The sequence below is a fragment of the Variovorax sp. W1I1 genome (assembly GCF_030815625.1).
GTDB lineage: Bacteria > Pseudomonadota > Gammaproteobacteria > Burkholderiales > Burkholderiaceae_C > Variovorax > Variovorax paradoxus_C.
This window is the reverse complement of the sequence record NZ_JAUSWZ010000001.1, coordinates 6,112,402-6,138,995: the sequence shown is the minus strand read 5'-3', so window position 1 is coordinate 6,138,995 and position 26,594 is coordinate 6,112,402. Positions and strand designations below refer to the sequence as shown.

18 protein-coding genes are annotated in these 26,594 nt (G+C 66.9%); 13 read left to right on the top strand and 5 right to left on the bottom strand.

The genetic code is table 11. From position 1 onward, the window contains the following. Positions 1 to 11 precede the first annotated feature (11 nt). On the bottom strand, positions 12 to 1,109 hold the full coding sequence (locus tag QFZ83_RS28530; RefSeq protein WP_306881312.1) for an aminoglycoside phosphotransferase family protein: 1,098 nt from the start codon (positions 1,107 to 1,109) through the stop codon (positions 12 to 14). 237 nt (positions 1,110 to 1,346) lie between these two features. On the opposite strand from QFZ83_RS28530, the gene QFZ83_RS28525 reads away from it, so the two are divergent. From QFZ83_RS28525 to rsmA, 3 genes are read left to right on the top strand one after another with little or no spacing between them, the layout of a single operon-like run. Continuing rightward, entirely contained in the window at positions 1,347 to 3,962 is a 2,616-nt protein-coding gene (locus QFZ83_RS28525; RefSeq protein WP_306881311.1) for an LPS-assembly protein LptD, read from the top strand. A gap of 21 nt (positions 3,963 to 3,983) precedes the next feature. Beyond that, complete coding sequence (locus tag QFZ83_RS28520; protein ID WP_307511746.1) at positions 3,984 to 5,393, top strand: peptidylprolyl isomerase; 1,410 nt, start codon at positions 3,984 to 3,986, stop codon at positions 5,391 to 5,393. A gap of 3 nt (positions 5,394 to 5,396) precedes the next feature. Next, a complete protein-coding gene (rsmA, locus tag QFZ83_RS28515) occupies positions 5,397 to 6,161 on the top strand; it encodes a 16S rRNA (adenine(1518)-N(6)/adenine(1519)-N(6))-dimethyltransferase RsmA (RefSeq protein WP_307511744.1) in 765 nt (254 codons plus the stop codon). 48 nt (positions 6,162 to 6,209) lie between these two features. On the opposite strand, the gene QFZ83_RS28510 is transcribed toward rsmA, so the two are convergent. The 4 genes from QFZ83_RS28510 to QFZ83_RS28495 all read right to left on the bottom strand — a co-directional run bounded on the left by QFZ83_RS28510 (position 6,210) and on the right by QFZ83_RS28495 (position 9,858). Next, positions 6,210 to 6,359, bottom strand: a complete 150-nt coding sequence (locus tag QFZ83_RS28510; RefSeq protein ID WP_306881309.1) for a hypothetical protein — start codon at positions 6,357 to 6,359, stop codon at positions 6,210 to 6,212. A 77-nt stretch (positions 6,360 to 6,436) separates the two neighbouring features. Continuing rightward, the gene (locus tag QFZ83_RS28505; protein ID WP_086011111.1) at positions 6,437 to 6,862 is read right to left on the bottom strand and encodes a barstar family protein; all 426 of its coding nucleotides are present in this window, start codon (positions 6,860 to 6,862) and stop codon (positions 6,437 to 6,439) included. Between the two features lie 50 nt (positions 6,863 to 6,912). Further along, positions 6,913 to 7,326, bottom strand: a complete 414-nt coding sequence (locus QFZ83_RS28500) for a ribonuclease domain-containing protein (protein WP_307511742.1) — start codon at positions 7,324 to 7,326, stop codon at positions 6,913 to 6,915. A gap of 183 nt (positions 7,327 to 7,509) precedes the next feature. Continuing rightward, positions 7,510 to 9,858, bottom strand: a complete 2,349-nt coding sequence (locus QFZ83_RS28495) for an NADP-dependent malic enzyme (RefSeq protein ID WP_013544335.1) — start codon at positions 9,856 to 9,858, stop codon at positions 7,510 to 7,512. 171 nt (positions 9,859 to 10,029) lie between these two features. Here QFZ83_RS28495 and QFZ83_RS28490 point away from each other — a divergent pair, with 171 nt between their 5' ends. The 10 genes from QFZ83_RS28490 (at position 10,030) to pbpC (ending at position 26,591) form a co-directional block, all read left to right on the top strand. Beyond that, a complete protein-coding gene (locus QFZ83_RS28490; RefSeq protein WP_013544334.1) occupies positions 10,030 to 11,079 on the top strand; it encodes an SPFH domain-containing protein in 1,050 nt (349 codons plus the stop codon). A 127-nt stretch (positions 11,080 to 11,206) separates the two neighbouring features. After that, entirely contained in the window at positions 11,207 to 12,694 is a 1,488-nt protein-coding gene (locus tag QFZ83_RS28485) for a DUF4178 domain-containing protein (protein WP_307511740.1), read from the top strand. Positions 12,695 to 12,739: 45 nt separating this feature from the next. Then, entirely contained in the window at positions 12,740 to 12,958 is a 219-nt protein-coding gene (locus tag QFZ83_RS28480; protein WP_013544332.1) for a DUF350 domain-containing protein, read from the top strand. Between the two features lie 14 nt (positions 12,959 to 12,972). Next, complete coding sequence (locus QFZ83_RS28475; protein ID WP_307512835.1) at positions 12,973 to 14,514, top strand: polyamine aminopropyltransferase; 1,542 nt, start codon at positions 12,973 to 12,975, stop codon at positions 14,512 to 14,514. Between the two features lie 8 nt (positions 14,515 to 14,522). Beyond that, the gene (locus tag QFZ83_RS28470) at positions 14,523 to 16,154 is read left to right on the top strand and encodes an FAD-dependent oxidoreductase (protein ID WP_307511738.1); all 1,632 of its coding nucleotides are present in this window, start codon (positions 14,523 to 14,525) and stop codon (positions 16,152 to 16,154) included. Beyond that, on the top strand, positions 16,151 to 17,269 hold the full coding sequence (locus tag QFZ83_RS28465) for a saccharopine dehydrogenase family protein (RefSeq protein WP_307511735.1): 1,119 nt from the start codon (positions 16,151 to 16,153) through the stop codon (positions 17,267 to 17,269). The genes QFZ83_RS28470 and QFZ83_RS28465 overlap by 4 nt, the downstream gene beginning before the upstream one ends. Next, positions 17,266 to 17,643 carry a DoxX-like family protein gene (locus QFZ83_RS28460; RefSeq protein WP_307511732.1) on the top strand — a complete coding sequence of 126 codons (378 nt, stop codon included), beginning with the start codon at positions 17,266 to 17,268 and terminating at the stop codon, positions 17,641 to 17,643. The genes QFZ83_RS28465 and QFZ83_RS28460 overlap by 4 nt, the downstream gene beginning before the upstream one ends. Then, positions 17,640 to 18,116 (top strand): DUF2269 domain-containing protein, encoded by a 477-nt coding sequence (locus tag QFZ83_RS28455; protein ID WP_307511731.1) that lies wholly within the window; start codon positions 17,640 to 17,642, stop codon positions 18,114 to 18,116. The genes QFZ83_RS28460 and QFZ83_RS28455 overlap by 4 nt, the downstream gene beginning before the upstream one ends. 121 nt (positions 18,117 to 18,237) lie before the next feature. Next, positions 18,238 to 24,249, top strand: a complete 6,012-nt coding sequence (locus QFZ83_RS28450) for an alpha-2-macroglobulin (RefSeq protein WP_307511730.1) — start codon at positions 18,238 to 18,240, stop codon at positions 24,247 to 24,249. Between the two features lie 20 nt (positions 24,250 to 24,269). Next, complete coding sequence (gene pbpC / locus QFZ83_RS28445; RefSeq protein WP_307511727.1) at positions 24,270 to 26,591, top strand: penicillin-binding protein 1C; 2,322 nt, start codon at positions 24,270 to 24,272, stop codon at positions 26,589 to 26,591. Positions 26,592 to 26,594 lie beyond the last annotated feature (3 nt).

The following is a 26,594-nucleotide window of genomic DNA, read 5'->3' as shown; positions in this document are numbered from 1 at the left end:
TAGATTTCGCTTCAGACCCGGCCGTAGGCAAAGCCCGTGAGCGGGGAGGTGCCCTCGACCTCGTCGATCACCCGCACGAGCGGCGTGAGCTCCATGTAGCGGCTGGCGGTGGCGCGGATGTAGGCGATGAAACGCGGCGTGTCGGCCAGGTAGCGGGGCTTGCCGTCGCGCAGCGTGAGGCGCGCGAAGATGCCGGCGACCTTCAGGTGGCGCTGCAGGCCCATCCATTCGACGGCGCGGTAGAAGGCGCCGAAATCCTCGTCGACCGGCAGCCCGGCCTTGCGTGCCGCCTGCCAGTAGCGCACGGTGATGTCGAGCACGAACTCCTCGTCCCAGCTGAGGAACGCGTCGCGCATCAGGCTGGCGATGTCGTAGGTGATGGGGCCGTAGACAGCGTCCTGGAAGTCGAGCACGCCCAATGTGGAGCCGTGGCCGACCATCAAGTTGCGCGGCATGAAGTCGCGGTGCACGTAGACGCTGGGCGAGGCGAGGTTGCTCTCCACGATCAGCTTGAAGCTGCGGTCGAGCCGCTCCTTCAGCTTGCCCCCGATGGCGACGCCGCGGTGGCGGCCGATGTACCACTCGGGAAAGAGCGCCAGTTCACGCTCGAGCAGCGCCCGGTCGTAGGGCGGCAGCACGCCGGGTTGGGAGGCCAGCTGCCAGCGGATCAGCGCGTCGATGGCCTGGTCGTAGAGCGGACGGCTGGCGTCGGGCTGGGCCGGGTCGATCACGTCCAGCATGGTCTGGCGGCCCAGGTCGTCCAGCAGCAGGAAGCCGTTCGGGCGGTCCCATTCGAGCACCTGCGGCGCGGTGACGCCGGCCTCGGCCATGAGCTTGGCCACCTGCACGAAAGGATCGCTGTTCTCCTTGTCCGGCGGGGCGTCCATCACGATGCGCGTCGGGGTGCCGGGGATGCTCGTGTCGACGCGGAAGTAGCGGCGAAAGCTCGCATCGGCCGAGGCGAGGCGCACGGTGTCGGGCAGGAGCTGCTGGGCTGCGGCGATGCCGGTCAGCCAGGCCCGGAACACTTCGGCCCGTTGCGGATCTGTCCAGAGAATGGTCTCGGCGGGGCTTGGGGCCAATGCGGCCGGGGGCGGGGGTGCTGTCATGGATAATCGATTCTACAAATCCGCCTGGCGCGGCAACCCCCTCCGGTCGGCCACCGATCGAGCAAAGGTTGCTGCCGGCCCCTGCAACCCGCCGGCCTGCCGCGCCGTCTCCCCGACGATCTTTCGTTCCGAACCGATGCCTACGACCCAAAGCCCTCACGCTTGGCACCTTGTGCGCTCGCTGCTCTCCTCGGGGGAGCCGCAGGCTTTCCTCGGAACGGCCTGGCGGGAGGCTTGATGAGCCGACGTGTTGCCCTGCGACGCGCCGGCCCGCCGCTCAAGCTGGCCATGCTGTCGCTGGCGCTGCTCCAGGCGCACGGCGCCTTCGCGCAGTCCGCGGCCGGCCTCGACGGCCCGCTCACGCTCAAGCGCACCCCGCTGCTCACCGAAATCGTGCCGCCCACCGAGCGCGGCCAGTTGCCCAGCCTCATCACCGGCGACCGGATGTCCGGCCGCCCCGACCTGGAGACCGTGGTCGAAGGCAATGCGACGCTGCGGCGCGGGCCGGTCGCCATCACCGCCGACCGGCTCGAGTACTACCAGCCCGACGACAAGATGAAGGCCACGGGCAACGTGCGGGTCAACCAGGCCGGCAACGTCTATGAAGGACCCGAGCTGGAGCTCAAGCTCGAGACCTTCGAAGGCTTCTTCAACAACGTGCGCTACCGGTTCCTCGCGAACGGCGGCCACGGCGATGCGGAGCGCATCGATTTCGTCGACGCCAACATCTCGGTCGCGCGGCGCGCCACCTACACCACCTGCCGCCGCGAAGACTTTCCAGGCTGGATGCCGGCGTGGCTCCTGACCGCGGCCACGATCACCACCGACACCGAAGAGAACGAGGGCGTGGCCACCAATGCGCGCCTGAGCTTCATGGGTATCAGCACGCCGCCAATTCCGAGCGTGAGCTTCCCGCTGTCGAACGCGCGTAAGAGCGGCCTGCTGCCGCCCACGCTTATTACCGACAATACTGACGGCATCGGGATCGCGCAGCCGTACTACTGGAACATCGCGCCCAACCGCGACGCCACGATCACGCCGACGATCATGAGCAAGCGGGGCCTCGACCTGGGTACCGAATTCCGGTACATGGAGAAGGAATACAGCGGCAGCATCCGCCTGGACCTGATGGGTGCCGACCGCCTGGTGGGCCAGCGCTACAACGAGCTGCGCGCCTCGCAGCTGCAGCAGCTGGCCAATGGAGAAATCCAGGCGAAAGACCTGACCGCGCCGCCCGGCAGCACCAAGCGCTGGGGCATCTGGGCGAACCACCACCAGGACTTCGACGCGAAGGCGCTCGGCCTGGATTCGCTGTCGGCCAACATCAACATCAACCGCGTCAGCGACAACGATTACTGGCGCGATTTCACCCGCACGCCGACGCTGGCGCAGCGCCAGTTGCCGAACGAGGCCGCGCTCAACTGGAGCAAGGACGACTGGAGCGGCGCGATCCGCACGCTGCGCTACCAGACGCTGCAGTACAACCTGTCGCCGATCGTGCCGTCGTACGACCGCATGCCGCAGATCACGGCCAACTACAACAAGTACGACTGGCACGGCTTCGACGTTGCGCTGAACCTCGACTACACGCGCTTTCGGGTCAACACGATCCTGAGCGGCCAGCCGGGCTTCGACGCGGTACAGCAGTCGCAGCCCGATGGCGACCGCGCCATGGCGAACCTCGCGATCAGCCGGCCGTTCATCACGCCGAGTTCGTTCGTCATTCCCAAGGTGCAGCTGAACACGGCGTCGTACAACTACTACCTGCCGCAGACGGACATTCCGAAGCTCACGCTCAACGGCGTGCAGTACGTCAACGGCGTGCCCTACAACGCGAATTCGCTGTACTTCTTCGGCACGTCGTCCAACCGCACCGTGCCGACCTTCAGCCTGGACAGCGGCCTGATCTTCGAGCGTGACGCGAGCTACTTCGGCCGCGCCTTCCGCCAGACCCTGGAGCCGCGCGCCTACTACGTCTACACGCCGTACCGCAACCAGAGCATGCTGCCGAACTACGACTCGGCCGCCAACGACTTCAGCTTTGCGACGATCTACACCGAGAACGCGTTCTCGGGCGGTGACCGCATCTCCGACACCAACGCGCTCACGCTCGGCGTGAGTTCGCGTCTGATCGACCCCGCCACCGGCGTCGAGGCGGCGCGCATCGGCATTGCGCAGCGGCTGCGCTTTGCCGACCAGAAGGTCGTGTTGCCCGGCGGCTTGCCGGTGACCGACCGGGCGAGCGACTTCCTCGTCGGCGGCCAGATCAACTGGACGCCGAAGTGGAGCACCGACGCGCTCGTGCAGTACAACCCCGACACGCGCAAGTCGACCCGCGCGGCGCTCAGCGCGCGCTACAACCCCGAGCCGTACCACAACCTCAGCGTGGCGTTCCGCTACCAGGCACCGAGCGCGGCTTACCAGGCCGCGTTGCTGGCCAACCCGAACACCACGGCAACCAACGACGGCAACAAGTCGATCGACGTGGGCTGGCAATGGCCGCTGAACGACCTGTGGGGCGACAAGGGCAAGAACCTCGGGCCCGGCAAGGGCCAGGGCGGTGGCCGCTGGTATGCGGTGGGCCGTCTCAACTACGACCTGCAGGACAAGAAACTCACGGACGGCGTGCTCGGCTTCGAGTACGACGGCTGCTGCTGGATCGGACGCGTGGTGCTGCAGCGCATCACCACCGGCCAGGTGACGGCAAACACCCGCATCATGTTCCAGCTCGAATTCGTCGGCTTCTCCAGCATCGGCTCCAGCCCGATGCAGGCCTTGCGGCAGAACATCCAGCGCTACGAACCCCTGCGCCAACCTGGCGAGGCGCCGAGCCGCTTCACTAATTACGACTGAGACGACTGATTGAGCACCGCCATGAAACACATCCGTTCCATCATCACCCTGGGCTGCCTCGCGGCAATGGCTGCAACGTCGGGTGCGCAGGGCTTCCGCTCTGGCAGCGGCATCACGGACATCATGCGCGCCGGTCCGCGCCTCGGCCCCCCGCCGGTGCAGCGCGCTCCCGCCTCGCCGTCGGCGGCGCCCGTGCAGCGGGCGGCTGAATTCATCGTCGCGCTGGTCAACTCCGAGCCGATCACCAACACCGACGTGCAGTCGCGGGTGACGCGCCTCATCAAGGAGAACCCCGACGCCGAACGCGTGCCGCGCGGCGAGCTCACGCGCCTCGTGCTCGAGCGCCTGATCGTCGAGCGCGCGCAGCTTCAGCTTGCCAAGGAAAACGGCATCAAGGTCGACGACGTGGCGATCGACCAGGCCGAGCAGACCGTGGCGCGCCAGAACGAGATCAGCCTGGTCGAGCTGCGCCGCCGCGTGGCCGCCGAAGGCATTGCGCAGGCGGACTTCCGCAAGGACCTGCGCGACCAGTTGCTGCTCACGCGCCTGCGCGACCGCGAAGTCGAGTCGAAGGTCAAGATCAGCGACAGCGAGGCCGACGAGTACCTGCGCGACCAGCGCAACTCGAACACCAAGAACGCAGCCCTGCAGAACCTCAACCTCGCGCAAGTGCTCGTCGCCCTGCCCGAGAACGCCACCGACGCCCAGGTGGCCGCGGCGCAGAAGAAGGCCCAGGGTCTCGCCGAGCGCGCCCGCGCTGGCGAAGACTTCGAGAAGCTGGTGCGCGAGAACTCCGATTCGCCTGATCGCGCCAACGGCGGCGCCATTGGCATGCGCAGCGCCGACCGCTACCCGCCGCTGTTCGTCGACGCTGTGCAATCGACGGCGGTGAACGGCATTGCCGGACCGGTCCGCTCCAGCGCCGGTTTCCATGTGCTCAAGGTCCTGGCGAAGGCGCAGATCGGCTCGCTCGACGCGACCGTGACGCAGACCCAGGTGCGCCACATCCTGCTGCTCAACGACCCCAAGCGCACCACGGCGCAGGCGGTGGCGCAGCTCGCTGAATTCAAGCGCCGCGTGCAGGCCGGCACGGCCGATTTCGCCGGCCTTGCGCGCGACAACTCGCAGGACGCGAGCGCCAAGGAAGGCGGCGACCTCGGCTGGTCGCGCCCCGGCCAGTTCGTGCCCGAGTTCGAGGAAGCCATGGACCGGCTGTCGCCAGGCCAGATCAGTGATCCGGTCGTGTCGCGCTTCGGCGTGCACCTGATCCAGGTGGTCGGCCGCCGCGACTCCAAGCTGACCCAGTCGGAGCAGCGCGAAGCCGCGCGCAACGTGCTGCGCGAACAGCGCATCGAGGAAGCCTTCACCACCTGGGTGCAGGAAGTGCGCGCACGCGCCTACGTCGAATACCGCGACCCGCCGCAGTCCTGATCCATGGCACACATCGCCAGGAAGCGGTTCGGGCAGCACTTTCTGTCCGACGGCGGGATCATCGATGCGATCGTGCATGAGATCGCACCGCAGCCCGGCGATGCGATGGTCGAGATCGGCCCGGGGCTCGCGGCGCTGACGCAGCCGCTGGTCGAGCGGCTCGGGCGCCTGACGGTCATCGAGCTCGACCGCGACCTGGCCAAGCGGCTGCGCGAGCATCCGCAACTGGAGGTCATCGAGTCCGATGTGCTGAGGGTGGACTTCGCCGAACTCGCGGCCAAAGCCGCACCGAAGCCGCTGCGCGTGGTGGGCAACCTGCCCTACAACATCTCCACGCCGATCCTGTTCCACCTGCTGGGCTTTGCCCACCTGATCACCGACCAGCACTTCATGCTGCAAAAGGAAGTGATCGACCGCATGGTGGCCAGGCCCGCCACCTCGGACTACAGCCGCCTGAGCGTGATGCTGCAGTGGCGCTACGACATGCAGAACGTGCTGTTCGTGCCGCCCGGGAGCTTCGATCCGCCGCCCCGCGTGGACAGCGCCGTGGTGCGGATGGTGCCGCTGGCGCAGCCGCCGGTGGTCGATGCCGCGCGGCTTGGCGAGATCGTGCAGGTGGCCTTCAGCCAGCGCCGCAAGATCCTGCGCCACACGCTGGGCAAATGGCTGGAGACACACGGCTTCGAAGGGGAGTTCGATCCCCAGCGCCGCGCCGAGGAGGTGCCGGTGGCCGAATACGTCGCATTGGCCCAAGCCGTTCCCCCATGAAAAAAGCCCGTCGACGACGGGCTTTTTCGTTGGAGCTGAAGGCTGCGGTTAAGCGGCGGCCAGCCAGTACCCCGCGTTGAAGGGGCTGCTCATGCGCAGCGCCAGGGGCGACACGTCGACCAGTTTGTCGGTCGGCATTTTTTCGCCGGCCGGCTCGGTGCTGGCGGCGCCCGCTGCTGCTGCGGCGTTGGGATTCACTTCGATGCCATCGAGGGTTTCAGCGTTCGGCTGAGCCTCGTTCGCCCGTTCTGCTTGGCTGGTAGATGCAGAACGGGCTACAGAAAAGAATAGAAGCACCGGAAGGGCACCTTGCGGTCGCCCCAGTAATCCGAAGCGTCCCGGAAGATGTCGAGCAGCTGCTCGCGCGCTTCCTTGTCGAACTTGGCGTTAGCCGGGATCTGTTCGAGCACGATGACAAAACCGGGCTGCGGGCCCGATTTATGCAACGGGTCGGTCATGCAGTCGTACAGCGCGTCGAAGTTCTTGCCGAAGTGCGCCGGGAAGGTGAACTGCTGGGCGATCAGGTCGAGCACGTCCTGCTTGGTCTGGGCGTTGCCCAGGTTCGCGTACAGGAAGTGCTGGCCGGCCGCGTTGGCGGCGTCCTGCAGGTCGTTCACGCGGAACGCGCGGATCGATTGCACGATGTTCGGGCGTACGGCACGAAGGGATAAGGTCATCTCCGCTGGTCTTTCCATAGTCATCATCATTTCTTCGGGGCGCTTCGGGGCGCCGCTCAGGTCGTTTTCATCGCTCATGGCGCAATCCGTCTGAAACTTGCATAGTGGTCTGCCGTGTACCAGCAGGCCTCGGGCGTCGTGCGCTGCTCGCCACCGCAGACGATTCGCTGGGCACCCCGGTTGCGAGAACCCGGTGTCGTCACCGTGTACTCGCGGTAGTGGCCGCGCCGTGCCGGCGGCAGGAGACGCTCGCGGTTGCCAAATACAGTGCCGTCCTTTTCGTACCGGAAGGGGCCACCGTTCAAGATGGCCTGATAGGTTCGCTGGCCCTGGACCGGGAGATCGGTCAGTGCAATCGATTCCTCAGCGGACGTTTTTCCTGCGCCGAACCATCCGCGGGCCTCGGCCCCGGTCGTCAACGCCAACAGCATGAGGCTGGTGAGCGCAAACTTTGAGGTAGAGGACGTGATCGAGGCGTAAGCCGCCATGGGACACCACAGGAGAAAAGAGCGGGGGGTTTCGAATTGCGCTCAACCTTGGGGTTAACCCGCAAATTCAAGCCCGCGAGTGTGCACCACGCTGGCCGAAATAGCAAGCGACTGCCCAAAGTTTGAGCAGTCGCAAGGGGCGAAAGTGGCGCCTTAAGTTGGCGACCACTCTCGCCAAATAGCCTATCTCTCTGCGTTTGCGTCAGCCACTGTCAAGGCTGTCATGTTCACGATGCGGCGAACGGTCGCGCTGGCCGTGAGAATGTGCACAGGTTTGGCCGCGCCGAGCAGCACCGGCCCGATCGCGATGTTGCCGCCAGCCGCTGTCTTGAGCAGGTTGTACGAAATATTGGCTGCGTCGATGTTCGGAAAAACCAACAGATTGGCGTCGCCCGCCAGCGCGCTGTGCGGCATGACGACCGCGCGCTGCTTGCTGTCCAGAGCCACGTCGCCGTGCATTTCGCCGTCCACTTCGAGCCAGGGCGCCTGGACGCGCAGCAGGTCGAGCGTCTTGCGCATCTTGATGGCGCTTGGCTCGTTGCTGGTGCCGAAGTTCGAATGCGACAGCAACGCTGCCTTCGGTTTCAGGCCGAAGCGCATCATTTCCTCGGCCGCCATCGTCGTGATCTCGGCCAGTTCCTCGGGCGAGGGGTCGTAGTTGACGTGCGTGTCGACCAGGAACACCTGGCGATCGGGCAGCAGCAAGCCGTTCATGCAGGCATACACCGGCACATCTTGCGGGGTGCTTTCGCAGCCGCCGGGCCGCTTGCCGATCACCTGGTCGATGTAGTGCAGGTGGATCAGCGTGGTGCCCCAGGTGCCGCAGATCATGCCGTCGACCTCGTCCTTGTGCAGCAGCATCGCGCCGATCAGCGTGAGGCGGCGGCGCATCTCGATCTTGGCGGTCTGCACCGTCTGGCCCTTGCGCTCGGTCATGCGGTGGTAGGTCTGCCAGAAGTCGCGGTAGCGGTGGTCCTGCTCGACGTTGACGATGTCGTAGTCGAGCTCTTCCTTCAGGCGGAGGCCAAATTTCTCGATGCGCTGGGCGATGATGGCCGGACGGCCGATCAGCGTCGGGCGGGCGATGCCTTCGTCGACCACGATCTGCGCGGCGCGCAGCACGCGTTCTTCCTCGCCTTCGCAGTACGCCACGCGTTTCTTCGAGGCGCGGCGGGCCGCTTCGAAGATCGGCTTCATCGTCGTGCCCGAGGCATAGACGAAGTTCTGCAGCTTGTCGCGGTAGGCGTCCATGTCCTTGATCGGACGCAGCGCCACGCCGCTTTCCTCGGCCGCCTTGGCCACCGCCGGCGCGATCTTCATCATCAGACGCGGATCGAAGGGCTTCGGGATCAGGTATTCGGGGCCGAAGGACAGCTTTTCACCGACGTAGGCGGCAGCGACACGCTCGCTCTGCTCGGCCTGTGCCAGGTCGGCGATGGCGTGCACCGCGGCGATTTCCATCTCGTCGGTGATCGTGGTCGCGCCCGAGTCGAGTGCACCGCGGAAGATGTACGGGAAGCACAGGACGTTGTTGACCTGGTTCGGGTAGTCGGTTCGGCCCGTGGCCATGATCACGTCGTCGCGCACCGCGCGGGCGTCTTCGGGGTTGATCTCGGGGTTGGGGTTGGCCAGCGCGAAGATCACCGGGCGCGGCGCCATCTTGGCGACCATCTCGGGCTTGAGCACGCCGCCGGCCGAGAGGCCGAGGAAAACGTCGGCACCGGCGATCACTTCCGCCAGCTTGCGCATGTCGGTCTTCTGCATGTACTGGCGCTTGTCGTCGTCCATCAGCTCTTCACGGCCTTCGTAGACCACGCCGGCCAAGTCGGTGACGAACACGTTCTCGCGCTTGAGGCCCACCTTGAGCAGCAGGTTCAGGCAGGCCAGCGCCGCGGCGCCCGCGCCCGAGGTGACCAGCTTGACCTCGGCGATGTTCTTGCCCGCCACCTTCAGGCCGTTGAGCATGGCGGCCGCCACCGTGATGGCCGTGCCGTGCTGGTCGTCGTGGAACACCGGGATCTTCATGCGCTTGCGCAGTTCGCGCTCGACGTAGAAGCAGTCCGGGGCCTTGATGTCTTCCAGGTTGATGGCGCCGAAGGTCGGCTCCAGCGCGGCGATGATCTCGACCAGCTTGACCGGGTCCTTCTCGTCGATCTCGATGTCGAACACATCGACGCCCGCGAATTTCTTGAAGAGAACGCCCTTGCCTTCCATCACCGGCTTGGAGGCCAGCGGGCCGATGTCGCCGAGGCCCAGCACCGCGGTGCCGTTGCTGATGACGCCCACGAGGTTGCCGCGCGAGGTGTACTTGAATGCGTTGGCCGGGTCCTTGACGATTTCCTCGCAGGGAGCGGCCACGCCGGGCGAGTAGGCCAGCGACAGGTCGCGCTGGTTGACCATCTGCTTGGTCGCCGCGATGGCGATCTTGCCGGGAACGGGAAACTCGTGGTACTCGAGGGCGGCACGGCGCAGTTCTGCGCGCTTGTCTTCGGGCGTGGGAGTCGATGAGGTCGAGGGGGTCGAATCTGACATGTGCCGTAGCTCCTGGTGGCGCTTCTTCTGGGGGCGCCGATTGTAGACCTCGGTCGTGCGGGCCATACGCCGCATGGCCAGGGCGCGGCATGACCAAAAGCACGGGGCTTTGTCAAGACGATGTGGCAATATGCTCGGTCCGGACAAAACACCTGAAGACGAGGAGCAACCATGGCCCTGATGGATTTCATCAAGAAACAGTTCATCGACATCATCCAGTGGACCGAGACCGGCGATGGCACGCTGGCCTGGCGCTTCCCGATGGCGGAGATGGAAATCCAGAACGGCGCCTCGCTCACCGTTCGCGAATCGCAGGTGGCCGTGTTCGTCAACGAAGGCAAGGTGGCCGACGTGTTCGGCCCCGGCATGTACAAGCTCACGACGCAGACGCTGCCCGTGCTCACGTACCTGAAGAACTGGGACAAGCTCTTCGAGTCCCCCTTCAAGAGCGACGTCTATTTCTTCAGCACCCGCCAGCAGGTCGACCAGAAGTGGGGCACGCCCCAGCCGATCACGATTCGCGACAAGGACTTCGGCGCCGTGCGCCTGCGGGCCTTCGGCAACTACAGCTTCCGCATCGGCGATGCCAAGCTGTTCCACACCGAAATTTCGGGCACGCGCGACATCTACAGCGTGGCCGACCTCGACGGCCAGCTGCGCGGCCTGGTGCTGCAGAACATCAGCAATGCCATCGCTTCGAGCGGCGTTCCGTTCCTCGACCTTGCGGCCAACCAGATCCAGTTTGCGCAGGCGCTCGCGGCGCAGCTCGTGCCCGAGTTCGAGAAGATCGGCATCAAGCTCGAGAACATCACGGTGCAGAACGTCTCGCTGCCCGAAGAGCTGCAGAAGATCCTCGACCAGAAGATCGGCATGGGCATGGTCGGCAACGACATGGGCAAGTTCATGCAGTACCAGACGGCACAGGCGATTCCGAAATTCGCCGAAGGTGCGGCGGGCGGTGGCGGCATCGCGGGCGACGCGATGGGCCTGGGTGCCGGCGTGGCGCTCGGCCAGGTGCTGGCACAGAACCTCGCGCAGGGCCTGAGCCCGAACGCGGCTGCCCAGGCCGCGGCAACGCAGCAGCAGCCCGCCGTGGCCGTGGTGAGCCCCGTCGACGTGATGACCACGCTCGAGAAGCTCGGCGAGCTCAAGACCAAGGGCATCCTCACGCAGGAAGAGTTCGACGCCAAGAAGGCCGAACTGCTCAAGAAGCTGGTCTAACCCCCAGGCTTCGCGCACTCCGTGTCGCTTCTCCTCCCCCCTTGCAGGGGGCAATGCCTGTGGTCCGGCAGAGCCGGCTCCGCGGCATTTCCCATAGCTGCATCTGCCGCTGTTGCCGTGGTTTGCCATGGCTGAGGAAACCGGCAACCAACGCTACTACCGCGCGCCCTGCCCCGGCTGCGGCGCACCGGTCGAATTCCGTTCGGCGCAATCGACGCACGCAGTCTGTCCCTATTGCCAGAGCACCGTCGTGCGCCAGGGCGAGACGCTCGCGCGCACCGGCAAGATGGCGGAGCTGTTCGACGACTTCAGCCCGCTGCAGCTCTTTGCCACCGGCCGCATCCAGGACAAGCCCTTCACGCTGATCGGCCGGCTGCAATACACCTACCCCGGCGGCCGCTGGACCGAATGGATCGCCGCGCTCGACGACGAACGCACCGCGATCCTCAGCGAGGACAACGGCGCCTACGTCTTCGCGCTGCCCTTCGATCTGCAGCGCACCGCGCCGCCACCGGTCGACCTGCGCGTGGGCGCCACCAGCGCCTTCGCGGGCCAGAGCTACACCGTCACCTCGAACGAGCAGGTCGCGCTGACTTCCGCACAAGGCGAGCTGCCGCACCTGCCCGATCTCGGCCGGCCGTTCGCGATGGTCGAGCTGCGCAACGACAAGGGGCTGGTGCTCAGCATCGACTACGGCACCGCCAAGCCCAGCGCGTACCTCGGCCGCTCAGTGCAGCTCGAAGACCTGCAGCTCTCCGGCCTGCGCGACGAATCGGCCAAGGACGAAAAGGGCCGCAGCTTCAACTGCCCCAACTGCGGCTCGCCGGTCACCGTCAACCTAGCCGACAGCAAGAGCATCACCTGCCGCTCGTGCAACAGCATCATCGACCTGTCGCAGGGCATCGGCGGCGAGCTCAAGCATGCGGCGCAGGACGAACCGGTGCGCCCGCTCATCGCGCTCGGCACCATGGGCCAGCTGCAGGGTGCGCAGTGGCAGGTCGTGGGCTTCCAGCACCGCATGGGCGTGGAGCCCGGCGACGACGAGTACTTCGGCTGGGACGAATACCTGCTCTACAACAAGAAGCGCGGCTTCAGCTTCCTGGTGGATGCCGAGGATGGCTGGAGCATGGTCAAGCCGACCACCGGCGCGCCGGTGATGGCCGAGAACGGCAGCACCGCCACCTACCTCAGCAAGAGCTACCAGCAGCAGTACGCCTACAACGCCGAGACCACCTACGTGGCGGGCGAGTTTTACTGGCAGGTCGAGCGCGGACAAAAAACCTTCAACCGCGACTTCGCCAGCGGCCCCGCGCTGCTGTCGATGGAGCGCTCGGCCAACGAGCTCACCTGGTCGTCCGGCATCAAGCTGGACAGCGGCGTGGTCGCGACCGCGTTCAAGCTCGATGCGAAGAAGGACATGTTCAAGCGCGGCGACGCGCTGCCGGTGAGCGCCGCCTCGGGCATGGGCTGCGGCACGATCATCCTGATCATCGTGGTGATCATCATCCTCTTGATCATCCTGAGCACCTGCAGCGGCCGCGGTGGCTCCTCGAGCGGCTACCGCAGCTCGGGCGGCTCGTACGGCGGCTCTTCGAGCGGCGGCGGCCACAAATGACGAAGTTTCGCGTGATGTCTCTTATTACTACGACTGGAGGTCCCCATGGGATTTGAATGGCTGAAACCGGGCGTGGTCCTCGGATCGCTCGTGTACGCGCTCATCGGCGTGATCATCTTCTGGCTGTGCTTTCTCATCATCGACAAGATCACGCCCTATGACTTGTGGGGCGAGATCGTCGAGAAGCAGAACGTGGCGCTGGGCCTCGTGGTCGCAGCGATGAGCCTCGGCATCTGCATCATCGTCGCCGCAGCAATCCATTGAACGAGGAGGCGGCCCTGTCCGCGCGCCCAGCCGATGCGCGCGGGCCGCAGCCCGTCGAGATCGCCCTGCTCGCCAGCGTGTTCGTGGTCGCGGCCTGCGGGCTGGTCTACGAACTGAGCGCGGCGGCGCTGAGCTCCTACCTGCTCGGCGATTCTGTGCTGCAGTTCAGCACCATCATCGGCACCTACCTGTTCGCGATGGGCGTGGGCTCATGGCTCTCGCGCTATTTCGACCGCCAGCTGCCGGCGCACTTCCTTCGCATCGAACTCCTGGTGGCGCTGATCGGCGGCGCGCTGCCGGCGATCCTGTTCCTGGCCAATGCCTACGTGCCGGGCGCTTTCCGCCTGCTGCTTTACGGCCTTGTGATGGTCGTCGGCACGCTCGTCGGGCTCGAGATCCCGTTGGTCATGCGCATCCTGAAGCGCAACATCGTGCTCAAGGACCTGGTGTCGCAGGTGCTGACCTTCGATTACCTCGGCGCACTCGCGGTGTCGGTGGCGTTTCCGCTGATCCTCGTGCCGCAGCTCGGCATGATCCGCACCGGCTTGCTGTTCGGCTTCATGAACGCGGCGGTCGCGGTGTGGGCGCTGTGGCTCTTTCGCCATGAGCTGCGGCGCATCGGCGCGCACGCGATGGCGTGTTTCCTGGCGCTGGCCGCGCTGCTCGCCGCCTTCGTCTGGGCCGACCACATCACCACGCTGGCCGAAGACAAGTTCTATCAAGACCGCATCGTCTTCAGCGCCACCTCGCCCTACCAGCGCATCGTGGTCACGCGCGGACAGCTCGGCCACCGCCTGTTTCTGAACGGCAACCTGCAGTTCGCCGAGCGCGACGAATACCGCTATCACGAGGCGCTCGTGCATCCGGTGATGGCTGCGCAGGGCGCGCCGAAAAAGGTCGCGGTGCTCGGCGGCGGCGACGGCATGGCGGTGCGCGAAATACTCAAGTACCCCTCGGTCGAATCGGTCACTCTCGTGGAGCTCGATCCGAACATGACGAAGCTCTTCACCGAGCACGAAACGCTGGCCGCGCTCAACGGTCATTCGCTGTCGTCGCCCAAGGTGAAGATCGTCAATACCGATGCCTTCCAGTGGCTGCAGCAACCCGGCGACATGTTCGACGTGATCGTGGTCGACTTTCCCGATCCGACCAACTTCGCGATCGGCAAGCTCTACACCAACAGTTTTTATTCGCTGCTCGAAAAGCGACTGTCGGCCAGCGGCTACGCGGTGGTCCAGACCACTTCGCCGCTGGTGGCGCGCAAGAGCTACTGGACCGTGGCGACCACCATCGAATCGGTCGGCCTGCGCGCGACGCCCTATCACGCGCATGTGCCCAGCTTCGGCGAATGGGGCTACATCATCGCGAGCCGCCGGCCGTATCGGATGCCCGATGCACTGCCTGCGGGGCTGCGCTTCCTCTCGCCTTCGACGCTGCCGCTGATGTTCGACTTTCCGCTCGACATGGCGCGCGTGCCGACAGAAGTGAATCGCCTGTCGAACCAGACCTTGGTCACCACTTACGAACAAGAGTGGGGCAAGGTCATGGCGCACTAGCCTTCGTCATGCAACGGCGCAACTTTCTCGGCGTGGCAGGTGCGGCGGGCGCCCTGGCGCTGGCCGGATGCGAGGTGCCGCCGCCCATCGAAGGCGGCTTCACCGGCATCGACGTCACACGCGGCCATGCGATGCGCGATGGCGCACTCAAGAGCCAGGCGCCCTCGACCGTGAAGCGGACGCGGGTGGTGATCGCCGGTGGCGGTGTCGCCGGTCTTGCCGCCGCGCGTGCCTTGCGGCTCGCGGGCATCGAAGACTTCACTGTGCTCGAACTCGAAGACACCGCCGGCGGCAACGCGCGCGGCGGCATGGTCAACGGCATCGCCTGTCCGTTGGGCGCGCACTACCTGCCGGTGCCCGGTGACGATGCGCGCGAGGTGCAGGACCTGCTGGAGGAACTGGGTCTTCGCCAGCGCGTGGCAGGCCGCTGGGAATACGACGAGCGCACTCTTTGCCACAGCCCGCAGGAGCGCTTGTTCTTCCAGGGCGAATGGCAGGACGGCCTGCTGCCCGTGCACGGCGCGAGCGTCGACACGTTGGCGCAGTACCGCAAGTTCGCGCAGCGCATCGACGCGCTGCAGCACGCGGCGCACTTCGCCATTCCGACGCTCAAGGTGGCGGTCACGCCTGAACTGCTGGCGCTCGACGCCATCGCCTTTTCGCGCTGGCTCGACAGCGAAGGTTTCAGCGACGCGCAGTTGCGCTGGTACCTCGAATACTGCTGCCGCGACGACTACGGCGCGGGCATCGAACAGGTGTCGGCCTGGGCCGGCATCCATTACTTCGCGAGCCGGCACGGCTTCCATGCGCCCGGCGATCCGAGCGGCAGCGCCAACGATGCGAACCCCGAGCGCGACGGCGTGCTCACCTGGCCCGAAGGCAATGGCTGGCTCACCAAGCAGCTGGCCGCGCCGCTCGGCGAGCGCCTGCGCACCGGGCAGGTCGTCACGCGCATCGCTGAGTTGCGCGGCGGCGTCGAGGTCGATGCGTGGGATGCCGCATCGAAATCGCTGGTGCGCTGGCAGGCCGAGCGCTGCATCGTCGCGCTGCCGGTGTTCATTGCTGCGCGCGTGGTCGAGAACGCGCCCGAGGTGCTGAAGCACGCCGCCGCGCATGTGCGCTACGCACCGTGGCTGGTGGCGAACGTGCACCTGCGCGGCCCGTTGGCCGACCGCATGGGCGCTGCGCCGAGCTGGGACAACGTGATCTACGGCACGCGCGGACTCGGCTATGTCGATGCGCGTCACCAGACGCTCGACCCCACGCCGCGCGGCACCGTGCTGAGCTGGTACCGCCCGCTGGGTCCGAGCAGCTACGACACCGCCGACGGCCGCAAGCTGCTGCTGGAACGCCCCTGGACCGGCTGGCGCGACGACCTGCTCGCCGAGCTGTCGGTGCCGCACCCAGACTTGCCCGCGCTCGCCACGCGCATCGAGATCACGCGCTACGGCCATGCCATGTCGATCCCGCGGCCCGGGTTGATGGCGCAGATCGGCTCGCAGCGCACGGCGCCGGACGATGCGCACCGCGGCAGCGTCATTGCGGGGCGCCTGTCGTTCGCGCATGCGGACTGGTCGGGCTACTCGATCTTTGAAGAAGCATTCACGCGCGGGCACGTCGCGGGGGCGAGCCTCGCATGAAGACGCTGGTGCTCGGTGGCTACGGCAATTTCGGCGCGCGCATCTGCCGTGCGCTGGCTGCGGATGCGGGCATCGAGCTGCTGGTCGGCGGACGCGACCTGGAGCGGGCGACGGCGTTTGCGCAATTGCTGGGCGGCGGGGGGCGCGGCGTTCGTGTCGATGCACAGTCGCCCGATCTCGCGCAGGGGTTGGGGTACCTGGGTGTCGATCTCGTCATCCACACCGCAGGCCCGTTCCAGAACCAGGACTATCGCGTGCCGCAGGCCGTGGCGGCGGCTGGCGCGCACTACATCGACCTGGCCGATGGCCGCCGTTTCGTCTGCGACTTTCCCGCCGCGATGGATGCTGTCTTCCGCGGTGCGGGCCGAACGGCCGTTGCAGGCGCCAGCACGGTGCCTGCGCTCTCGTCGGCGGTGGTCGACCATCTCGCGGCGGGCTGGCAAGGCATCCGCAGCATCGACATCTGCATCGCGCCCGCGCAAGGCGCACCGCGCGGCGAGGCCACGCTCGCGGGCGTGCTCGCCTACTGCGGCGAGCCGATCCGTGTCTGGCAGCACGGCCGATGGACCGAGCAGCCCGGCTGGGCGAACCCGGTGAAGGTGCAGTTCGCGCGCATGCGGCCGCGCCGGGGCGCGCTGTGCGACATCCCCGATCTCGAACTCTTTCCGGCGCGCTATGCCGGCGTGCAGTCGGTCATGTTCCGCGCGGCGCTCGAAGTCGGCATCGCGCAGCAGGCCTTTGCTTTCATGGCGTTCATGCACCGCGTGGGCTTGCTGCGCGCGCCGCAGAAGCTTGCGCCGTTGTTGCATTCGACGGGAGGCGTGTTCGATGCGCTCGGCACCGCGCTGGGCGGCATGGTGGTGCGGGTCGAGGGCATCGATGCGCAAGGTGTCGCAGCGCGCCGCGCCTGGCATATCGCGGCCGACGATAACCATGGCCCCGAGATTCCGTGCATGGCAGCGATCCTGTTGGCCCGCCGGCTCGCACGCGGCGACGCACTTCCTGTCGGCGCACACGCCTGCGCCGGTCTGCTCACGCTGCCGGAATTCGAGCCCGAATTTGCACGTTGGGGCATGGTGACCGATGTGATCGACGAGACGTCACCCGCCCTATGACCCGCCCGGCCGACGACGACCGCCTGCTGCGCCTGAGCCTCGTCACGGTCTGGCTGTTCACCGCCTTCGCCAGCATCGTCGAGCTGAACGGGCAGAGCCGCGAGGTGCTGGCCGAGGCCGGCATCGCATCGCCGCCGTGGCTGGTGCAGTTGCTGATCGTTGGCGGCGCGGCTGCGGACCTCGCCATCGGCCTAGCGCTCTGGCTGCGGCCCGGCCGCGCCAGCTATCTCGCGGCCCTCGGCCTGATGCTGCTCATGACGGCCGTCGCGACCTTTCTGCAGCCCAGCCTGTGGCTGCACCCGCTCGGCCCGCTGCTCAAGAACCTGCCCATCGCTGCATTGCTCTGGCACCTGTACCGGCGCACCACGCCATGAACACCTACCTCGTCCTCAAGTGGCTGCACATCGTCTCCAGCGTGCTGATGGTCGGCACGGGGCTGGGGTCGGCGTTCTACATGTTCTTTGCCAACCGCAGCGGCAGCGTGCCGGCGCAGGCGGTGGTGAGCCGGCTGGTGGTGCGCGCGGACTGGTGGTTCACCACGCCCACGGTCATCCTGCAGCCGGCCACCGGTTTCGCGCTGGCGCACATGGCGGGCTGGCCGCTTTCGACGCCATGGCTTTCGGTGTCGCTCGGGCTCTTCGTGTTGGCCGGCATCTGTTGGCTGCCGGTGGTGTGGCTGCAGATCCGCATGGCGGCGATGGCCGGGCAGGCGCATCGCGATGCCGCGCCGCTGCCGCCGCTGTATGCGCGTTATCAACGTTATTGGGAGTGGCTCGGCTATCCGGCCTTCGTCGCCATGGCCATCGTGTTCTGGCTGATGGTGAACAAGCCCGCTCTTTCTTTCTGATCGGAACCGGGCCGGTGCGCGGGCCCTGTGCAGTTTTCACGCAGACTTCACACACAGCGCCGTGGTTTCACACGCCGGCAAGAGACTGCCAGGCGCCAACAAAAACATCGGGGGAGCTTCCATGCTTCAAGTTGCCAATCGAAAACTCGCGTCGCTCAGCGACGTGCTCTTCACCGGCCTCAGCCGTGCGCTCGGTTTTCTGCGTCCTCTGGCACGCGGAATCGTCGGTTCCTGGCGACCCCCGGGGTGGCTGCGCATCGTGGGGGCGTTTCTTCTTTTCGGGCTGCAGTGGTTGCAGCAGCGACTAGCTTGGGTATTGGTGCTGGCGCTTCTGGTGCTCGCCGGTTGGTTCGCCAGCCCGCATGTGATGAAGTGGTGGCACGGCCTTACGCCCGACCGCGTCGAGCCGGTCGTTTCCACCGCGCAGATCGTGCCGCCGCCGCGCACGCAGATCGAAAACGACAAGGGGCCGAATCCGGTCGTCATCAACTTCTCCGCCTCGGTCGCGCCGATCGCGCGCATCGGCCAGGAGGCGGCCGGCGTCAGCATCGAACCCGCCATTGCCGGGCGCTGGACGTGGAGCAGCCAGAAGAAGCTCGAATTCCTGCCCACGCAGGATTGGCCGGTCGGCCAGCCCTACAAAGTGCAGCTTGGGAAAGACGCCCTCGCGCCGCACATCGAGATCGAACAGCGCAAGTACGAGTTCACCTCGCCCGAATTCAACGCGCGCATCGCGGGCGCGGAGTTCTATCAAGACCCGGTGCAGGCCAACGTGCGGCGTGCGCTCTTCCAGGTGCGCTTCTCGCACCCCGTCAACACGGGCGAATTCGAAAAGCGCCTGGTGCTGACCTATGACCAGGCCTGCGGCACCTCCATCTTCAGCGTGGGCAAGTGCGCGAGCGAGAAGTTCACCGTCAGCTACGACAAGCTGCGCCTCACTGCCACGCTGCAGTCCGAGCCGCTGCCCATTCCCGAGAAGACGCGCCCCGTCGTGCTGAGCCTCACTGCCGGCGCCGTTGCACAGAAGGGCGGCCCGGCCCAGCGCAACGACATCTCGCGCGCGGTCGACATCCCCGGCCTCTTCAGCCTCGACATCTCCAGCATCGACCCGACCATCGTCACGGGCGAGAACGGCGAGCCGGAGCATGTGATGCACGTCACCGCCTCGATGCCGGTGCACGAGCGCGAAATGGCGCGCGTGGTGCAGGCCTGGCTCTTGCCCGTCACGGAAGAAGCCAAGGGCGACCCGGACGAGAAGTTCGATTGGTCCGCCGATCCGGCGAAGGTCACCGACGCCGTGCTGCGCCGCGCGAAGAAGCTCACCTTGCAGCCCATCGCCAGCGAGCGTGAAGTGACCGAGATGGTCAGCTTCCGCCTTCCGCAAGCCGAGGGCGGCCGCTACCTCTTGGTGCGCGTGGCCAAGGGCTTGAAGACACCGGGCGGCTACCAGCTTGGCGCCGCGCGGCAGGACATCCGATTGCTCAAGACCTTCGCGCCCGAGCTCACCATCATGAGCCAGGGCTCGCTGCTCGCGCTCTCGGGCGAACGCAAGCTGCCGATCCTGGTGCGCGACCTGCCCGGCATCCGCCTCGAAATTGGCCGACTGCTGCCGCAGCAGCTGCAGCACCTGGTCACGCAGACCAACGGCGACTTCGCGCATCCGCAGTTCTACGGCGGCCTGCAGTCGGACAACCTCGTGGACCGCTTCCAGAAGGAGATTCCGCTCAGCATCCCCGCCGGCAAGGCGCACTACGAAACCGTCGACTTCGCCGAGTACCTGCGCAGCGATGTGGCGGACCGCCGCGGCGTGTTCCTGCTCAAGGTGCAGGGCTACGACCCCAAGGCCAAGAAGAAGCCGGAAGCGGCCGAGGGTGAAGCCGCGCAGGCGCAGCCCGAAGAAGAGCAACAAGAAGAACAACAGTCGGAAGGCGATCCCGAGAGCGGCAACCCCGAAGACCAGAAGGACCAGCGCCTGGTGCTGGTCACGGATCTGGGCATCGTCGCGAAGAAGTCGCTCGACGGCACGCGCGACGTGTTCGTGCAGAGCATCGCCAACGGCCAGCCCGTGGCCGGTGCGCTGGTCGAGGTGTGGGGCCGCAACGGCATGATCGTCGCGTCGCAATCCACCGATGCCACGGGCGCCGCCAAGCTGCCGAACCTCGCCGGCTACCAGCGCGAGAAAGCGCCCGTGGTGCTTGTGGTGCGCAAGGACGGCGACCTGAGCTTCCTGCCCTTCAACCGCACCGACCGCACGCTCGACATCTCGCGCTTCGACGTCGGCGGCCTGCGCGCGGCCGGCGTGCCGAACCAGATGACCGCCTATGTGTTCAGTGACCGCGGCATCTACCGCCCGGGCGACACCATGCACATCGCGATGATGGTCAAGGCCGGCAACTGGGCCACGTCGCTGCGCGACCTGCCGCTGGAGGCCGAGATCATCGATGCACGCGGCCTCAGCGTGCGCCGCGAGAAGCTCAAGCTCGGCCCCGGCGGCGCGGCGGAAATCGCCCACACCACGCAGGACACCTCGCCCACCGGCAACTACACCGTCAATCTCTACCTGCCGCGCGAGTCATCGCCCGGCAACCCCGAGGTGGAGGGCCTCCTGATCGGCAGCACCACGGTGAAAGTGCAGGAGTTCTTGCCCGACCGCACCAAGGTCGTCGCCAAGCTCAGCAGCGAAGTCGCCGAAGGCTGGGTCAAGCCCAAGGACCTGAAGGCGCTCATCGACGTGCAGAACCTCTTCGGCACGCCCGCGCCCGACCGCAAGGTCGAAGGCACGCTCACGCTGAGCCCGGCCTTCCCGGTGTTCCGCGCGTTCGCCGACTACGCCTTTTTCGATCCGCAGCGCGCCACCGAGAAACAGGTCGATGACCTGGGCAGCGTGCAGACCAGTGCCGAGGGCAAGGCCGAGTTCGACCTGCGTCTCTCGCGCTTCGATGCCGCCACCTACCAGGTGCACGTGCTCGCCAAGGCCTTCGAGCCCGAGGGCGGGCGCAGCGTCTCGGCAGAGGCACAGACGCTGGTGAGCGACATGCCCTACCTCGTGGGCGTGAAGGTCGATGGCGACACCAGCTATGTGAGCAAGGGCGCCGCGCGCAACGCGACCGTGATCGCAATCGACGCGCAGGCCAAGAAGACGGCCGTGGACGACCTGAAGATCGAGCGCGTGGAGCGCAAGGTGCTGTCGGTGCTCGTGAAGCAGGACAACGGCCTCTACCGCTACGAATCGCGCAAGAAGGAAATCGTGATCGACGAGAAGCCGCTGGCCATCGTCGCAGCCGGCAACACCATCGCGCTGAACACCGCCACGCCCGGCAACTTCGCCTACGTGGTGCGCAATGCGGGCGGGCTGGAGCTCAACCGCGTCGAGTACAGCGTGGCGGGCAACGCGAACGTCTCGCGCTCGCTGGACCGCAACGCCGAACTGCAGCTCACGCTCGACCGCAAGGACTACGAGCCGGGCCAGGAGATCGAGGTGAGCATCCGCGCGCCGTACGTCGGTGCCGGCCTCATCACCATCGAGCGCGACAAGGTCTATGCCCACGCGTGGTTCAAGACCGACAAGACCGCCTCGGTGCAGAAGATCACGCTGCCCAAGGACTTCGAGGGCACCGGCTACATCAACGTGCACTTCGTGCGCGACCCGGCCTCGGACGAGGTCTACATGAGCCCGCTGTCGTACGGCGTCATCCCCTTCGCCACCAGCCTCGCGAAGCGCACCGCCAACCTGCAGCTCACCAGCAGCGAACTGGTGAAGCCGGGCCAGACAGTGAAGATGAAGCTCACCAGCGACAAGCCCACGCGCGCCGTGCTGTTCGCGGTGGACGAAGGAATCCTGCAGGTGGCGCGCTACAAGACGCCCGATCCGCTCAAGCACTTCTTCCAGAAGCGCGCGCTCGAAGTGGGCACCTTGCAGACGCTCGACCTGATCCTGCCGGAGTTCAAGAAGCTCATGCAGGGCGCAGCGCCCGGCGGCGACGGCGAAGGCGAGCTCGGCAAGCACCTGAACCCGTTCAAGCGCAAGCGCGACAAGCCGGTGGCCTACTGGTCGGGCCTGGTCGATGTGAACGGCAGCCGCGAGTTCAGCTACACCGTGCCCGAGAGCTTCAACGGCAGCCTGCGCGTGATGGCCGTCGCGGTGAACGACGAGACCACCGCCGCCAAGAGCACCCGCACCGTGGTGCGCGGCGACATGGTGATCCTGCCGAACGCGCCGCTCGCAATGGCGCCCGGCGACACGGTCGAAGTGGGCGTGGGCCTCGCGAACAACATCGTGGGTTCGGGCAAGGAGGTGCCCATCGCGCTCACACTCACCGCCTCGGGCGGGCTCGAAGTGGTGGGCGATGCGACACAGACGCTCAAGGTCAATGAGCGCGGCGAAGCGAGCACCAAGTTCAACGTGCGCGCCAAGCCGGGCGAGCAGGCGGTGCTGGGTTCGTCGGCGCTGGTGTTCACCTCCACGCACAAGACCTTCAGCGCGCGCCTCTCGACCGAAGTGAGCGTGCGGCCCGCGTCCCCGTTCGTCACGCTGGTGCAGGCAGGCAGCTTCCAGCGTGCGGGCGAACTGAGCAGCAAGGCCGACCTGTACCCGAACTTCCGCAAGAGCGATGTGGCGGTGTCGGCGGCGCCGTGGGCGTTCGCGACCGGTCTCATGCAGTACCTGGAGGTCTACCCGCACGGCTGCACCGAGCAGATCACGAGCCAGACCTTCCCGGCCGTGCTGCTGTCGGGCCGCCCTGAGCTGGTGAAGGAAATGGCGCGCGGCCGCACCCCGGAACAGGGTCCGATGCCCGAGGCGCGCAAGACCTTCGATCGCTACCTCGTGCAACTGCGCGCGCGGCAGACGGCCGACGGCGGCTTCTCGCTGTGGCCCGGCGCGGGCACCGATCCGTTTGCCACGCTCTATGCGGTGCATTTGCTCATCGAAGCCAAGGACCACAAGCTGCCCGTGCCGCAAGACCTGCTGCAGAAGGCGAACACCTACCTGCAGGGTTGGCTCGGCAGCGGCGACACCTCGCTGGACGGCTGGCGCCAGCGCACGCAGGCGGCCTACCTGCTCACGCGCCAGGGCATCATCGCGCCGGCCGCATTGGCCAACCTGCGCGAAGCCTGGCGCAACAAGCAGACGCAAGGCTGGAGCGACGACCTGGGCGCCGTGTACCTCGCCGCGAGCTACCAGCTCGTGAAGCAGGAGCAGGTGGCGAACGAGTTGCTCAACCCGGTGTGGTCGGACCTGCTCGCGCGCACCGAGAAGAAGCAGCGCCGAAACGTCTGGGGTGCCTACTACGACCCGCTGGTGCACGACAGCATGACGCTGCACCTGGTGGGCCGTCACTTCCCTTCGCGCCTGAAGACGCTGAAGCCGGAAGTGTGGGAAGGCATGGGTGCGATGGTGCGCGACGGTTGGTACAACAGCCTGTCGTCGGCCTCGATGCTGCTCGCGGTCGATGCGTACTTCGAAGCGGTGGCGCAGAACGCCGAGGGCAAGCTGACGGCGCAGAGCGTGAATGCGCAGGGTCAGGCGGCGGCGCTCGCTCTGGGCTCGGTGAACCCGATCACGCGTGCCGCGGTGCCGGCTGGTACGGCGAAGCTCAAGCTGTCGAACGACAGCGACTTCAACCTGTACTACAGCTGGGCCGAACAGGGCTTCGAGCGCAACGTGCCCACCACGCCGGTGAACCAGGGCCTCGAGATCTTCCATGAAGTGCTCGATGCCAAGGGCAATCCGATCACCAAGGCCAGGCTCGGCGAAGAGGTCACGGTGCGGGTGCGCGTGCGCAGCCTGGAGCGCGCGCAACTCAACGACGTGGCGCTGGTCGACCTGCTGCCTGGTGGCCTGGAGCCGGTACTGCAGGCCGTGGGCGACGACGAGGAGGCCAACGCCGATGCGCCGATCTGGAAGAAGCGCCTGGGCGGCGGTGGCTCGTGGAAGGTGCAGTACGCCGACATCCGCGAAGACCGCGTCGTGTTCTACGGCGCTGTCGACAAGAACCTGCTCGAAGTGACCTACAAGGCGCGCGCGACCAACGTCGGCGACTTCGTGGTGCCGGCCGCGTACGGCGAAGCGATGTACGACCGGCGCGTGTATTCGCGCTCGGCGGGTGCGCGCTTCCAGGTCGTCGCGAACTGACGCAAGGTAGCGAGGCCGCCATGCGCTTCAGCGTGACGTTGGGAAGGCTCCGCAAGCCCGCGCTGTGGGCGCTGGCGGTGGCCTTCCTGCTCGCACTGCTGCGCCTGTGGCCGCATGCGCCCCTGAGCGAAACCGTCGGCAGCTCGCGCGCCGTGTACGCGCAAGGCGGCGAGTTGCTGCGCCTCACGCTCGCAGGCGACGAGCAATACCGCCTCTGGGTGCCGCTCGACCGCATCTCTCCGAGGCTGGTCGATGCCGTCCTGCTCTACGAAGACCGCCGCTTCTACGCGCACCCCGGCGTCAATCCCGCCGCGCTGGTTCGCAGCGCATGGCGCATCGCGAGCGGCGAGCGCAGGCAGGGCGGCTCGACGCTCACGATGCAACTCGCGCGGCGCGTCTACGGCATCGACAGCCGCACGGCGCTGGGCAAGATCGCGCAGATCGGCGCGGCGCTCTGGCTGGAGGCACGCTTCGGCAAGCGCGAGATTCTCGAGGCGTACCTCAACACCGCGCCGTACGGCGGCAACATCGAAGGCGTGCAGGCCGCGAGCCTCATCTACTTCCGCAAGGACGCCGCCAAGCTCAGCCTGCCCGAAGCACTGACGCTCGCGGTGATTCCGCAGAACCCCGTCAAGCGCATCGCCGAACGCGGCCGCAATGCCGAACTGCAGTCGGCGCGCGAGCGGCTGTGGGCGCTGTGGGCCGAGCGTGATCCGACCGCGAAGCAGCATGCGCCCGACGCGCAGCTCGCGCTCTCGGCGCAGTCGCGCGGCAGCCTCCCCTTTCTCGCGCCGCACGTCACCGACATGCTGCTCGCGCAGGAGCGCGGCGTGCAGGAGGTGCGCACCACCATCGACCTGCGCATGCAGGCCACGCTCGAACGCGTGATGGGCCAGTACCTGCGCACGCATGCCGACGTGGGCATGACCAACGCGAGCGCGCTGCTGCTCGATGCCTCGACCATGCAGGTGCGCGCGCTGATCGGTTCGGCCGACTGGCACAACGACGCGATCGCGGGGCAGGTCAACGGCACGCAGGCCAAGCGCTCGCCGGGGTCCACGCTCAAGCCCTTCATCTATGCGCTCGCGCTCGACCAGGGGCTGCTGCATCCGAAGACGATGCTGAAGGATGCGCCGACTTCCTTCGGGCCGTACACGCCAGAGAACTTCGACCACCGCTTCGCCGGTCCGCTGCCCGCGCAGGAGGCGCTGATCCGCAGCCGCAACATCCCGGCGGTTTCCGTGGCCGCGAAGCTCTCCAAGCCCGGGCTCTACGACTTCATGCGGCTTGCGGGCGTGCAGAAGCTGCAGAGCGAATCGCACTACGGCCTCGCGCTGGTGCTGGGCGGCGGCGAGGTCACGCCCGAGGAGCTCGCGGGTCTCTACGCGACGCTGGCGAACGGCGGTATCTCGCAGCCGTTGCGCTACACGCAGCCCGCGCCCGACGAGCGGCCCACACAGCCGCTGCGCCTCTTGAGCGAGGAGGCGTCGTTCATCACGCTCGACATGCTGCGCCACACGCCGCGCCCCGATACCACGCTGCCCGCGCGCCCCGCCATCGCATGGAAGACGGGCACCTCGTGGGGTTTTCGCGATGCGTGGACCGCGGGCGTGTTCGGTCGCCATGTGCTCGTGGTGTGGGTCGGCAATTTCGACGGCACGAGCAACCCTGCACTAGTGGGCGTCGATGCGGCTGCGCCGTTGTTTCTGCGCATGGTCGACGCGTTGCGCGCCGAGCGGCTGGACCCCGGCGAGATCGCGACGCGGCAGCCGGCCGATCTGCGGCAGGTCGAGGTGTGCACCGCGACGGGCGGACTGCCTGACGCGCTGTGCCCGGTGCGCACCACGACATGGTTCATCGCGGGCAAGTCGCCGATCCAGGTCAGCAACCTGCACCGCGCCGTGTGGGTCGACGAGACGACCGGCAAGGTGGTGTGCGGGCCGCAACCGAATGCGCGGCAGCAGGTGGTCGAGCAATGGGGCAGCGACATGCGGCGGCTGTTCCGCCAGGCCGGCCTGCCGCGCGCGAGCCTGCCGACCGATGGCTGCGAGAAGGGCGAGACCTCGGAAACCGCACCGCTCATCACCTCGCCCCTGCGCGGCGTGCGGCACACGCTGCGCGTGAAGAAGCCGGAGCCGATCGTGCTGCGGGCCGAAGCGGCGGCGGGTACGCAGACGATCTACTGGTTTGCCGACGACGCGCTGATCGGCAAGGCGTCGCCTGGCGAAGGCATCACGTGGATGCCGGACATGGCCGACTCGGGCCGGCGTTATGTGCTGCGCGCAGTCGATGACCAGGGCCGCGCCGAATCGCGCGAAGTGACGGTCGACATCGCACCTTGAGCC

Excerpts from the sequence above, each read along its gene's own strand:
- QFZ83_RS28530 (WP_306881312.1), bottom strand. The coding sequence starts at position 1,109 with ATGACAGCACCCCCGCCCCCGGCCGCATTGGCCCCAAGCCCCGCCGAG.
- QFZ83_RS28525 (WP_306881311.1), top strand. The coding sequence starts at position 1,347 with ATGAGCCGACGTGTTGCCCTGCGACGCGCCGGCCCGCCGCTCAAGCTG.
- QFZ83_RS28520 (WP_307511746.1), top strand. The coding sequence starts at position 3,984 with ATGAAACACATCCGTTCCATCATCACCCTGGGCTGCCTCGCGGCAATG.
- rsmA (WP_307511744.1), top strand. The coding sequence starts at position 5,397 with ATGGCACACATCGCCAGGAAGCGGTTCGGGCAGCACTTTCTGTCCGAC.
- QFZ83_RS28505 (WP_086011111.1), bottom strand. The coding sequence starts at position 6,862 with ATGACTATGGAAAGACCAGCGGAGATGACCTTATCCCTTCGTGCCGTA.
- QFZ83_RS28500 (WP_307511742.1), bottom strand. The coding sequence starts at position 7,326 with ATGGCGGCTTACGCCTCGATCACGTCCTCTACCTCAAAGTTTGCGCTC.
- QFZ83_RS28495 (WP_013544335.1), bottom strand. The coding sequence starts at position 9,858 with ATGTCAGATTCGACCCCCTCGACCTCATCGACTCCCACGCCCGAAGAC.
- QFZ83_RS28490 (WP_013544334.1), top strand. The coding sequence starts at position 10,030 with ATGGCCCTGATGGATTTCATCAAGAAACAGTTCATCGACATCATCCAG.
- QFZ83_RS28485 (WP_307511740.1), top strand. The coding sequence starts at position 11,207 with ATGGCTGAGGAAACCGGCAACCAACGCTACTACCGCGCGCCCTGCCCC.
- QFZ83_RS28480 (WP_013544332.1), top strand. The coding sequence starts at position 12,740 with ATGGGATTTGAATGGCTGAAACCGGGCGTGGTCCTCGGATCGCTCGTG.
- QFZ83_RS28470 (WP_307511738.1), top strand. The coding sequence starts at position 14,523 with ATGCAACGGCGCAACTTTCTCGGCGTGGCAGGTGCGGCGGGCGCCCTG.
- QFZ83_RS28465 (WP_307511735.1), top strand. The coding sequence starts at position 16,151 with ATGAAGACGCTGGTGCTCGGTGGCTACGGCAATTTCGGCGCGCGCATC.
- QFZ83_RS28460 (WP_307511732.1), top strand. The coding sequence starts at position 17,266 with ATGACCCGCCCGGCCGACGACGACCGCCTGCTGCGCCTGAGCCTCGTC.
- QFZ83_RS28455 (WP_307511731.1), top strand. The coding sequence starts at position 17,640 with ATGAACACCTACCTCGTCCTCAAGTGGCTGCACATCGTCTCCAGCGTG.
- QFZ83_RS28450 (WP_307511730.1), top strand. The coding sequence starts at position 18,238 with ATGCTTCAAGTTGCCAATCGAAAACTCGCGTCGCTCAGCGACGTGCTC.
- pbpC (WP_307511727.1), top strand. The coding sequence starts at position 24,270 with ATGCGCTTCAGCGTGACGTTGGGAAGGCTCCGCAAGCCCGCGCTGTGG.